The sequence below is a fragment of the Corynebacterium sp. MSK004 genome, assembly GCF_030232515.1.
In the GTDB taxonomy this organism is placed as follows: Bacteria; Actinomycetota; Actinomycetes; order Mycobacteriales; family Mycobacteriaceae; genus Corynebacterium; species Corynebacterium hesseae.
The window spans coordinates 286,431-296,968 of record NZ_JASPKB010000003.1; the positions used below are offsets into that span (position 1 = coordinate 286,431).

The 10,538-nt window shown below is 60.2% G+C and carries 10 protein-coding genes and 1 pseudogene; 10 read left to right on the forward strand and 1 reads right to left on the reverse strand.

The genetic code is table 11. The annotated features are described in order from the left end of the window. Positions 1-2 precede the first annotated feature (2 nt). From QP999_RS05535 to QP999_RS05550, 4 genes are read left to right on the forward strand one after another with little or no spacing between them, the layout of a single operon-like run. Complete coding sequence (locus tag QP999_RS05535) at positions 3-1,736, forward strand: GAP1-N2 domain-containing protein (RefSeq protein ID WP_070533827.1); 1,734 nt, start codon at positions 3-5, stop codon at positions 1,734-1,736. Between the two features lie 18 nt (positions 1,737-1,754). Next, positions 1,755-2,714: a hypothetical protein gene (locus QP999_RS05540; protein WP_070533825.1), complete on the forward strand. Its 960-nt coding sequence runs from the start codon at positions 1,755-1,757 to the stop codon at positions 2,712-2,714. Then, entirely contained in the window at positions 2,714-3,724 is a 1,011-nt protein-coding gene (locus tag QP999_RS05545) for a TRAFAC clade GTPase domain-containing protein (RefSeq protein WP_070562451.1), read from the forward strand. The genes QP999_RS05540 and QP999_RS05545 overlap by 1 nt, the downstream gene beginning before the upstream one ends. Next, complete coding sequence (locus QP999_RS05550; protein WP_070562448.1) at positions 3,721-4,218, forward strand: hypothetical protein; 498 nt, start codon at positions 3,721-3,723, stop codon at positions 4,216-4,218. The genes QP999_RS05545 and QP999_RS05550 overlap by 4 nt, the downstream gene beginning before the upstream one ends. Positions 4,219-4,241: 23 nt before the next feature. Here QP999_RS05550 and QP999_RS05555 read toward each other — a convergent pair whose 3' ends face one another. Continuing rightward, positions 4,242-5,573, reverse strand: a complete 1,332-nt coding sequence (locus QP999_RS05555; protein WP_070562445.1) for a hypothetical protein — start codon at positions 5,571-5,573, stop codon at positions 4,242-4,244. Positions 5,574-5,631: 58 nt separating this feature from the next. Here QP999_RS05555 and gluQRS point away from each other — a divergent pair, with 58 nt between their 5' ends. The 6 genes and pseudogenes from gluQRS to QP999_RS05585 all read left to right on the forward strand — a co-directional run bounded on the left by gluQRS (position 5,632) and on the right by QP999_RS05585 (position 10,310). After that, a complete protein-coding gene (gene gluQRS / locus QP999_RS05560) occupies positions 5,632-6,564 on the forward strand; it encodes a tRNA glutamyl-Q(34) synthetase GluQRS (RefSeq protein WP_070524627.1) in 933 nt (310 codons plus the stop codon). Between the two features lie 70 nt (positions 6,565-6,634). After that, a complete protein-coding gene (locus QP999_RS05565; protein WP_070562442.1) occupies positions 6,635-8,206 on the forward strand; it encodes a cation:proton antiporter in 1,572 nt (523 codons plus the stop codon). A gap of 48 nt (positions 8,207-8,254) precedes the next feature. Further along, positions 8,255-8,590, forward strand: a complete 336-nt coding sequence (locus tag QP999_RS05570; protein WP_070524540.1) for a hypothetical protein — start codon at positions 8,255-8,257, stop codon at positions 8,588-8,590. A 285-nt stretch (positions 8,591-8,875) separates the two neighbouring features. Beyond that, positions 8,876-9,241 (forward strand): VOC family protein, encoded by a 366-nt coding sequence (locus tag QP999_RS05575; RefSeq protein WP_070533813.1) that lies wholly within the window; start codon positions 8,876-8,878, stop codon positions 9,239-9,241. A gap of 216 nt (positions 9,242-9,457) precedes the next feature. Next, positions 9,458-9,936, forward strand: a pseudogene (locus QP999_RS05580) (transposase family protein); the annotation flags it as partial. 137 nt (positions 9,937-10,073) lie between these two features. Further along, positions 10,074-10,310, forward strand: a complete 237-nt coding sequence (locus tag QP999_RS05585) for a hypothetical protein (protein WP_284847841.1) — start codon at positions 10,074-10,076, stop codon at positions 10,308-10,310. Positions 10,311-10,538 lie beyond the last annotated feature (228 nt).

The following is a 10,538-nucleotide window of genomic DNA, read 5'->3' on the forward strand; positions in this document are numbered from 1 at the left end:
TTATGGGCGGTGCCTTTAGCTATGCATCTTTTTCCCGCGCCAATGGCCGTGCCGGTGGTTGGGGAGTGGGCCAGAAGGCCGGCGATATTACCCAGGAGGAGCTGGCTGAGCTGGTGTCCTTCGTGCCGACTTCGCTCAACAACGGCACGACGATACCGGATTTCCCTTCCGCCCAGCAGCGTGCGGAGCTGGTCCGCCGCACCGCGGTTTTTGCTCTCACTCCTGAGGCGGAAAAGTGGGTCACTATGGTCTCCGTCCCCGCAGGCCTAGATGCGACAGGCCGCGGCGGAAACGTCTTCACCTACACGTCCATTTCGCGCACGGGCACTCCGCCAGCGCCGGCGACGGTCCTGTTTTCTCCCGATATCCCAGCGCCGTTTTCCATCTACGAGGTGGATAAGGTGCAGATTCCGGAAAAGATCTCGGCGCGCGGACCGTTGCACTCGGACGTGTTGTTGGAAGAGTTTCTGGATGGCGAATTCCGCTATCCAGAGAAGCTGCCCGCACCGTTCAAAGCCGTGACCCCGAACCCTAACCCCACCTTCAACCGTGCGCTGGTCACCGCCATGGCTACGGTGTTGAATTCCCGCAACGGCCTGGTCATTCTCGTGGTGCCCGATAACCAGGCAGCGCTGTGGATTGCTGCCACCGCCCGCGAGGTGGGGGAGGATGGTTTCGGATTCTCCACTTTTGAGAAGGCCGCCGCCATCAACGAGTTTCCGCTGAGTACGTCCACCATGCTCGTGGTACCACCCAGCGAGAAGCAGCGTCTTAAGGAAACCGCGATCCCCGGCAATCCAGTCGTGTTTGCACTTGATGAGGCCCTGCCAGATATCAGCGCGTACGAAGCACGTGCTGCGGAAGAAACTGAGGCCGTGGCCCCGGAGTCGCAGCACGAGCAGGCCGAGCAGCGCACGGGTGCAGCACAGGAACCGGAAGAGAGCGCTGCAACAGCCAGCAAGCCTGAGAAGAGTGCAGCACTCAGCTTCGACGACTCCTGGGGCGAAGACCCAGCTGATTTTGGAGCGCCTATCCCAGACGCCTCGCCTTTTGCGGCCCCGGGTCATGGCCCTGCGGGTATTCCGCCGAATCCCCTCGATACCCCCGCGCCGAGTACGTCGCAGGAGAACCCTTTCGCCACGACAGCAGAAACGGCGCCGTCGCCAAGTGCAGAAGCCGCACCAGCAGCTGAAGAAGCACATCCGCAGCCGGCAGCGGCATCGGGTGGCAACGCCAATGTTCCTGGGCTCAGCGCCGAGGAATGGCATAGGCTCAAGGATTTCGATCCGCGCTGGTGGATCGAGCACCTTGATACCAACCGCGGACGCGCCATCCAGTTGGCTTACCTCGACAGAAACTCGTTGGGTGAGGGGCTGGACAAGTTACTGATGTCCGCAATCGTTGCCTCTTGGGTGTTCTATTTCCCGCGGGACTTCAACCTCCTAGCAGAGGATGCGCTGCGGCTCTGGGAGGACCGCGAGCTCGAGCACATCGCGCACCTCACCGCAATGCACTTTGCGGGAACATTCGTGCCGGAGCATTGCGAGCGCTATGCCACGGGGCGCGTTGCCATGGTGCTGGACCGCACGACACAGTTGCTCGCGGAGCGCTCGGCGCGCGCGCAGCAGCAACCCGCCCCATCGCATTTTGCGCAGCATACAGCGTGGCAGCACCGTGGAGCAGTTCACGGAGGACTAGGCGAACACGGTCGAAACACGGGATTCCACGGAAGGTAAGAGAAGGGAAGAAACGTCATGGCTAAATACACACTGCGGGACGGAGAGTCCCGCCGCATCGGCTCAGACGGCATCCTGCGCGTTGAAGCCTTCGAGATGGGAACTGGCGGCGCCTCGATGGAGCTGGCGATTATGGGAGAAGGCGTTGATGCCGTGCGCGTCCACGACCTCTCCATCATGGTGCACTCCCTGCCTGAGCGCGCCACCATCGTCGTGCGCCCCAAGCGGAATGGGACCTTCGGCCTGCGCAGCGAGGTCCGCCTGACGGTAAGCAACGCCGGTGATTCGGTGACGTTCCCGCGCGTGCTTATCGACGCCGCCGAGGACTCCGCCGAACGCCTCGCCGAGGTCACCCCGGAATCTGGGAGCTACCTCTTGGAAGCATTCGGCACGACCGAGGGCGCCGGAATCACAGATTCCGCCCGCGAGGTGCGCTCCAAGATGCGCCGCGCGGAGCTGGATGTCGCTGGCCTCGATGATGTCACCGTGGTCATCGATGGCTCTGCCTCCATGCAGGTCAACGTCACTCCGAAGATCATTGAAGCGGCCGCCAAGTACATCGATGCGCTCTCCGATGCTTTCCGGCACTTCCGCGCCACTGACGGGCAGGACAGCATCGAGACCCACAAGGTGGATGAGCTCACCCGCTTCATCGCGGGTGTGATTGATAGTGGAGCGGAGCGCGTAGGCCAGCGGCCGTGGCGCTTGCCGACTCTCACCTCCACGTCCTCGCTGGTCATCTACGTCACCGATTCTCCCGTGGCCTCCATGCTGGAGACCCAGGTGCCCACCGTTGTGCTCATCACCAGCGCCATCGGCCGCCAGGAGCTCGAGCTCGCGCGCATCAACGGGACTCCGGCTCATGTGGCGTATGCGGTGATCGACGGGGACGTCGTCAAGCAGCTCGAATCCGGCGCCAACACTGAGCTTTCGGAATTGACTGACCGCGTCACCGCCATGCTGAAGGAGAGGAACTAATGAGCCAGGCACGTTGCCCATGGACCTTTAAACCGCTCGAGGACGGTGTGACGGTGAGCCCTTACACCAACCGGGAGCTGCCGCAGGGATGGACCGACGCCGTGACGCATTGCGTTGCCATGGCGGGCGCGCGTAACTCCGGTAAGTCGCTGTACACCGCGGTGATGATTAAGCAGCTCAAGCAGCTGGCGCACAAACACAACCGCTCCGTGCAAGCGGCGGATGAATCCACCCGCGAGCGCTACGCCGAGGTTTATGAAAAGCCGCTCTTTGAGGAGATGCGGGCCATGGACCCCACGCCGAGCGCGGTGGCTACCGACGCTTACCAGCGCGATCCGCTGATTTTTGAGCTCGGCAAGTGGCCCGATGAGCAGGGCCGTGAGCGCATGAATTACTTGGTCTTCCGCGACGTTGCGGGCGAGGACCTGGAGAACCCGCCGGAGAACGAAGCCGACCGCGAGAATCTTGCGTTCTTCTCCCACGCAGATTTGGTGATCTTCCTCTTTGACCCGCTGCGCGTGCAACAGATTCAGGATTTTATCCATGGGCTGATCCCCAATATTGGTGAGCTCGGTGCGGATTCCTTGCGGGTCCTGGATAACCTACTGGCGTTGCTCGACACGGATACTCCGCCGCCGCTGGCCGTGACCATCTCGAAGTTCGACACGGTGCAGAAGCTGGAACAAGTCGATGACGTGCGCTGGAAGAAGCTCATGGCCAACCGCGGCTCCGCCTTCCGCCGGGATACCGGGTGGAATTTCCGCGATTCGGACCGCTGGATGGTTCACCTCGAAGCCGAATCGCTGTTGCGCTTCCTGGGTGCCAACGACCTCATCAACAAGATCTATTCGGCAGCGCCGAGTGGCGGTAGTTTCTTCGTGACCTCGGCGTTGGGTGAGGCCCCGACGGGCCGCCAGCTAGCCCGCAGCGGCATTGCGCCCTATCGCGTTCTGGATCCCATCCGCTGGTTGCTGAGTCAACGCGGCGTCTTTGCTGAGGATGTGTCATGACCTTCGGCAACCCGCAGTCCCCAGGAACCCCACAGCCAGGCTCGCCTGCTGCACCCGCGCCGGACTATCGCTATGGGCAGGTCAGCGACACCGTCCGCCAGGCCCGCCGCGCGGCCGATATGAAGGCGCAATGGGCCCCGTGGCCGTTGAAGATCGCAGCGGTGCTGGAGGTCTTCATCACGAGCTACACCGTCTACAACATCTGCCGGCTCATTGCCTTTGAAAACAGTCCGGCGGCGGTAACCCGCACGGACCAGCTTTCCACCGAGCTGGGAGTAGCGCTTGGCGCGCTGGTTCTTTTGGTGTGCGTCCTCACCACCTATGTCCTGCACGCGCAGCAGTCCGCGCGGATTGCGCTGACCGTTATCAGCGCCATCGTGGTGCTGCTTATTCCGGCGAGTTCGGTCATGCCCGCGTCCATCGCATCGGCGGTGGTCATTGTGCTGCTGTGGCTGCCGGCGAACCGGCAGTGGTTCGGCGGCCAGGCGCGATGAGGCTAGAACTCGTGCACTGTGGTTTAAGCCTTCTTGCGTAGCTCCTCGAGTGCGCGGACATTGTGGGCCTTTTCAAACAGGTTGTAGGCCAAGAAATACATGCTGCGAGCGAGGTCGGCCTTGCCGGTGGAGGCGTGGCGATCACCTAGGAGCTCGGCGACTTCCGCGAGGGCGTTGTGCTCCGAAGGTGTCGTGGCCTCGGTGTCAGGGTGCCGGTCTAAGAAATTGAGCAGAACCTGGGTGGATTTATACATGTCCTGCGCCTGCGAGCGCAGGCTCTCGGAGTACAGGACGGTCCACTTAGCGGACACGGGCAGGCTCTGGAGCTTGAGCGAATCCACGTAGCGTGAGGCCAGGATGTCATAGGCTTCCTCAGGGGCGCGGTGTTGCACGTCGAGGGTCACGGTCTTGAGGATCGAGCGGAGCTCGCCGTCGAGGTCTCCGTAGCGCTGATACTCGCGGGCAGCAGCGGTGAAGCAGGCCACGCGCTGCTCCATATCCGCAGTTGAGTATTGTGCAGCATCGTTGTAGAAGCGGGCCAGCATCGGTGCCGGGAGCTGCTGGTATTCCTCATCCGCGCGCGCGTTGGACAGGATGGTGAAGGATTGCGCAGCAACGCGCTCGCAGTCGGCGGCAGAGTCTGATGCCCACAGCGCGCCCACGGCGGATTCGAGGATGGTACGGAGGATATCCCCCATCGTGGCCCCTGCGCCGTCGAATTCTCCTGCCGTCACGGCGTCGTTGATAGCCACGAATTCAGCAGCGTGTGCTTTCGCTTCGCCGCTCTTGGCGGATTCTAGGCGCTCTTGGAGCTCGGCCAGCGAGACGCTGTTGCCGAAGTTCGAGGATGGGCTATTGGCGTCGGCTGAAGCATCCACGCTGGCGGGGGCGGACTCGGAGAAGTCCTTGTGGCTTGCTGCGATGCGGGCGGCGGCAATCTCATTCAACGCCGTGTCATCGCCAGCCGCGGCTGCCTTGGCGGCGAACTTCTCTGCTTCCTCGGTGTCGTTGTGATCCATCCATGCGCGGGCGACGCGGGTATAGCCTGCGGCCACCAGCGATGGTTGTCCGGTCAGCGCACCGAGTGCGGCAATGGTGAAGGAATCGTCGACGTTCTTGATGGTGCCGGCGGCCACGCGGAGGGTCTCCCGGGCCTCCAAGTAGAGGGCGGCGGGAACGGCATCTTCCAGGCTGCCTAGGAAAGTATCATCTGCGAGTACTCGGCTAATCTGCTCATCAATGTGGGCGGACTCATCGGTGGGAAGAGAAAGCCCGGGAGCCTGGGCGCGCGCATAGGCGAGCATTTTTTCGGCGTCGGCAGAATCAAGCAGGGGATACGTCGCATCAGAAGCCATGGGGGAGAGTCTAGTAGAGGACTCCGGTGCGCGCGGGGCTCCTCGTAGACTGGTGGCCATGGATTCTCTTAGCCCCGCCGGACGCTATGCCCCGAGCCCGTCCGGCGATCTTCACCTGGGTAACCTGCGCACGGCGTTGCTGGCCTGGCTCTACGCCCGGAGCAGCGGGCGCCGCTTCCTTGTGCGCGTGGAGGACATCGATACGCAGCGCTCCTCGCGGGAGGCAGCGCAGCGCCAGTTGGAGGACCTCGCCGCGCTCGGCCTGGACTGGGACGGGGAAGTCATCTACCAGCAGGATCGCTACGCGGCTTATGAGGAGGCCCTGGCGCAGCTTCCTACCTACGAGTGCTATTGCTCGCGCAAAGATATCCAGGAAGCCTCCCGCGCGCCGCATGCCATCCCTGGGCAGTATCCGGGGACGTGCCGTGCGCTTAGCGACGATCAGCGGGCCGCCAAACGCGCCGAACTCGCCGCCCAGAACCGCGTGCCAGCCATACGCCTGCGTGCCGACGCTTCCTCCTTCACCATCCACGACGACCTCGCCGGCGAATACACCGGGGAAGTGGATGACTTCATCCTGCGCCGCGGCGGCCAGCCCCCGGCGGATCCGAACCAGGGCATGGACTGGGCCTATAACCTGGCGGTTGTTGTCGACGATGCCTTCCAAGGCGTCGATCAGATCGTGCGCGGCGATGATCTCCTGTCTTCTGCCCCGCGTCAGGCATACTTGGCGCACAAGCTGGGCTATCCGGAGCCGGAGTTCGTTCACGTGCCGCTCGTGCTCAACGCTGAGGGTGTGCGTTTGTCCAAGCGCGATGGGGCGGTGACCCTGCGTCAGCTGCTCGAGGGGCACGGTAGGGATGCGGGGGACGTCGTCAAGCTCTTGGCCCAATCCTTAGGGTATGAGGCCTCTTCCGTACAGGAGCTGTGCCAACAGTTTCAGGCGGAGAAGCTATCGCGGGAGGCCTTCGTCTGGGATGGCGCTGTGTAGCTCCTCTCCCTCGCCGGCCGCACAACGGTAGTCTGAGAACAGAAAAACTTAAACGGGGAAAGAAGCGCGTATGGAAGTTTTATTTGTCCTTATTGGCCTGATGCTGTTGACCGTCATTGTCATGGCGGTGGGGGACAAGATCGGGCTTCCCTGGCCAGCGCTTCTGACCATCCTCACGGCGGTGGCGGTTTCGGTATACGCCACTTTTTCGAATGGCACATTCGAGTTCGCCGTACCCGCCGACCTCATTCTTCCGATCTTCTTGCCGCCATTGCTGTGGGCGCTGGCAAGGAGAACATCGTGGGGTGTTATTCGTGAGCAGTGGATGACCATCCTGGCTCTGTCCGTGCTGCTCGTGGTGGCTACGACCCTTGCGGTGGGATTCACCGCTCGCGCATTCATGCCAGGCTTGGGGCTAGCTGCCGCCATCCTTATCGGCGCCGCGATTGCCCCGCCGGATCCGGTGGCCGTCGAGGCCGTGGCAGAACCTGCCGGTATCCCGCGACGCATCATTTCCGTGCTGCAGACCGAAGGCCTGTTCAATGATGCCGCGTCTATTGTGGCCTTCCACCTCGCCTTGGAAGCCGTGACGAGTTCGGGTGAGATGCACGCCGGGGAGGCGGTGACGCGGTTCCTCTACTCCGCGGCTGTAGCCGCCATCCTCGGGCTCGTCGTGGGGCGCGTGTCTTCGTGGTTCGTCGGCGCGGTTCACGAGGTTGTCGCTCGCAATGCCTTGACGTGGGTGATTCCTTTTGCCGTGTACATCGCCGCGGAGGAACTCGGTGCCTCCGGTGTCATCGCGGTGGTGATTGCCGCGGTGGAACTGCACTCCCGCGCACCGATTCAAGCGGAGGACCGCCTCTCCGGCCAGTCATTCTGGGAGACCGTCGAGCTGCTTTTCACGGGCGTGGCTTTCGGCCTCATCGGCCTGACCGTGTTCAGCGCCATCGACGCCGCGGGTGCGGACCTCTGGCACGCGGTCATCATCGGCGTCATCCTGTCCGTTGTTGCCTTCCTCGTGCGCTTGGTGTGGATGTACGCCTTCTATCTCATTAATAGGCGCCGCGGGAAGCCACGCCTGGCGCCGCTGCGCCTGCAAGAAGTGCTGCTTATGACGTGGTCCGGCATGCGCGGTTTGGTGACTCTTGCGCTGGTTCTGTCTGTTCCAAGTGGATTGAGCTTCTACAACGAGTTGACCGTTATCGCCCTCGTGGTGCTGCTCATGACCATGGTGATTCCCGGCCTGTTGCTGCCGTGGCTTATGCGTCAGCTCGACCTCACTACGTATTCGCAGGCAGCCACGGATAAGATGCGCGCGACCATTACCTCCCGCGCGCGTAAAGCCGGCATTGCTGCGATGCGCGCGAAGTATGAGGAACTGGACCCCGACACTGCGGCAAATATCGCCCAGTGGTTTGAGGATCGCCTCGGTGAGGACGAGGACGGTGAGGACGCTACAACTCGTCTGCGCATGGCCATCGAGGCCCGTGAGGTGGCCCTCGCGGCACGGCGAACAGCCCTCGCCGGCGCCCAACAAGAGTTGCTGCGCCTGCGCCGCGATAGGGAATTCAACCCGATGATTGTGGACGAAGTGCTTGCCGACGTCGACCGGATGTCCCTCGGCGCAAAGAAACACAGTTGAGGGGAGTGCTGATCCGTGACTAAGAATGAGGGCGAGAGGAGCGAATCAATGGACGCCTATGAGTACGCCCAGCTGGAAGACGGCCTGGATTACCTCTACGACTTCTTCGACGCTGACTTGGAGGAGCGCGTGCGCGCCGGGCGTGAGCTGTTGCCAGAAGGCATGGAAGACATCTTGGGCGACCACACCCTGGAAGACTACGTCTGGTTGTGGATCAAAGAACCTGGCCCCCGCGGCTTCCGCCAGTTCCTGCGCGATGGCGGCTATGGCGAGGACGAGGTGAAAGAGGCTTTCCTGCTCGCCCGCACCGAGTGGGGCATGAACACCCCGCCGCACGTGGAGTGGCTCAAGGAAGACGGTTTCGCGGCCCCCGAGTTCGATTAGGGGCGGTTGACCATGGGCGTTCGATGAGGTGCCCAGCTCGAGTGCCCCCCCAGCCGCAAAGGAACCAAAGTACTGGCACCTTATGCGAAACTCCGCATGCAATCACCTGGGGTTTTCCATCCTGGGCCCCGCAAATGGTGCCTTTGCTTTGGTTCCTTTGCTTGAAGGCTCCAAGCCACCGCATGAAGAATCCAATAGCCTCGATTTCTAATACCGCACACGGGCAAAGGGCATTTGGAATAATCGCGACTAATCTTTGGCCCAGCGAGAAAGGTTATGCCAATCATGCGATTCGATCATTTGACCATCTTGACCCGCAATATCGAAGCCTCATGGGAGTTCTACCATCAACTTCCAAACTCCGAAGCAAAGCCATTGTCTGCTGAAGAAGGATATTTTGAAGTGTCGTTTGATGACAGCGTAATTGGCGTATTCGATTCTTCAGTTTTTGCTTCAGCCACTAACACTAGTCCGGCAACCCCCGGCGGAGCAGTAATCCAATTCTCTGTTGAGGACGTCGACGAGTACTGGAGTCAACTTCCAGATTCCTATCGCGAGACTTCTGCCTCACCCAAGAAAATGCCATGGGGTTCTTATTCCGCCTACATTTCGGATCCAGACGGAAACATCTTGGAGTTCTATACGTGGTGAAGTCAGTTTGCTGCTTCGCAGAAATCGGCTTCTGAGAATTAACGGCTTAAGGGACTTTTCGTGTGGATAAACCGATACGGATTCCCAAGGCAGCCTGGGATAATACGGTGATCTTGATTTTGAATCGGTTCCAACAGCCTGATCGGTGAAATCGACATCGGATAGCCATAGACCTGTGGTGGGAGGACTGCTGCTGGTGCGGTAATGCCAATTCATATGGCTAATAGGAATCGGCTGTCGTGCGATATGTGCGGCCACTTTCTGGTTAAGAACAACAAAACTGCGGCAGGACCCCAAGGCCGGCTATGCCCTCAGTGCAACGTTTTCATCGATTAACACCCGCGCACACCAGTGAGATTCGGCATTTTAAAATCTTTATTGACTGGGTCCTTTCTGGGGAATCCGCAGACCACTTGGCCAAACGCCTTGGGATAACAAGGCGGACTTTGACCCGGTGGTTTAAGCTGCTGTGGTTTATCATCGTGCCAACAGCAGCAGATCCCTATCGTGTCTATGACCAGCTCTTTATCGACGGCACCTACTTTCACAAGAAATTCCTGCTGGTAGCCTGCACCGAAACGCACGTCATCGCCCGACATTGGTGCCTGCGTGAAAGCTCAAACGAGTACCTGAAACTGCTCGACAAAATCGCGGAATCGTACATCGTTACCACCGACGGGTCGGGGGGGGGAGTGAACCTTTGCTGATCGGGTGGTTGAGTTCCACAGTGCCGAGTAATGGCATACACCTATTTTCCCTTTCATGCACTCTTCAAGCCATAGAACCCGAGAAGAGTATACGAAAGTTCCAAATTTAGGTGGGGGGATCAATTGTGAGTAAAGAATTGTTATTCTCATGGGGATTCCTGCCTTCGGGCGATGACGGAAGTTGTAAGGAAGATGCGGAAATGAAACTATTTAAAGTCTTTACCCTTGTCATTCTCATTGCAGGCGCTTTGTTGTGTATAGCGGGCTTATTTTGGGAAACTCGGCTTACTAATCTTGGGCTTCCTATGGCCCTTCTAGGAATAGCTCTTTCAGTTGCTGCATCAGCTAAAAGGAGGAGTTAAAGAGTAATAGGGATATGCTCAGTCTAGGTTTGTCATATAGAAAGACGCCGACTCATTGAAGACTGAGGTAGCGCCTTGCCGGTTGTTGTCTGTCAGCTCAAGCAAGTAGAAGCCCCTAGCGGCAAGGCGTAGGCGATTTCGGAAGAGATACTGTTGCGACCGGCTATTTGGTAGCAGTGTCGTGACTATCTGGTAGCGCTTCAGTGAGTATCTGGTAGCAGCTCGCGG

What these genes read in the sequence shown, in the direction of transcription:
- QP999_RS05535 (WP_070533827.1), top strand. Translation starts at nt 3, where the DNA reads ATGGGCGGTGCCTTTAGCTATGCATCTTTTTCCCGCGCCAATGGCCGT.
- QP999_RS05540 (WP_070533825.1), top strand. Translation starts at nt 1,755, where the DNA reads ATGGCTAAATACACACTGCGGGACGGAGAGTCCCGCCGCATCGGCTCA.
- QP999_RS05545 (WP_070562451.1), top strand. Translation starts at nt 2,714, where the DNA reads ATGAGCCAGGCACGTTGCCCATGGACCTTTAAACCGCTCGAGGACGGT.
- QP999_RS05550 (WP_070562448.1), top strand. Translation starts at nt 3,721, where the DNA reads ATGACCTTCGGCAACCCGCAGTCCCCAGGAACCCCACAGCCAGGCTCG.
- QP999_RS05555 (WP_070562445.1), bottom strand. Translation starts at nt 5,573, where the DNA reads ATGGCTTCTGATGCGACGTATCCCCTGCTTGATTCTGCCGACGCCGAA.
- gluQRS (WP_070524627.1), top strand. Translation starts at nt 5,632, where the DNA reads ATGGATTCTCTTAGCCCCGCCGGACGCTATGCCCCGAGCCCGTCCGGC.
- QP999_RS05565 (WP_070562442.1), top strand. Translation starts at nt 6,635, where the DNA reads ATGGAAGTTTTATTTGTCCTTATTGGCCTGATGCTGTTGACCGTCATT.
- QP999_RS05570 (WP_070524540.1), top strand. Translation starts at nt 8,255, where the DNA reads ATGGACGCCTATGAGTACGCCCAGCTGGAAGACGGCCTGGATTACCTC.
- QP999_RS05575 (WP_070533813.1), top strand. Translation starts at nt 8,876, where the DNA reads ATGCGATTCGATCATTTGACCATCTTGACCCGCAATATCGAAGCCTCA.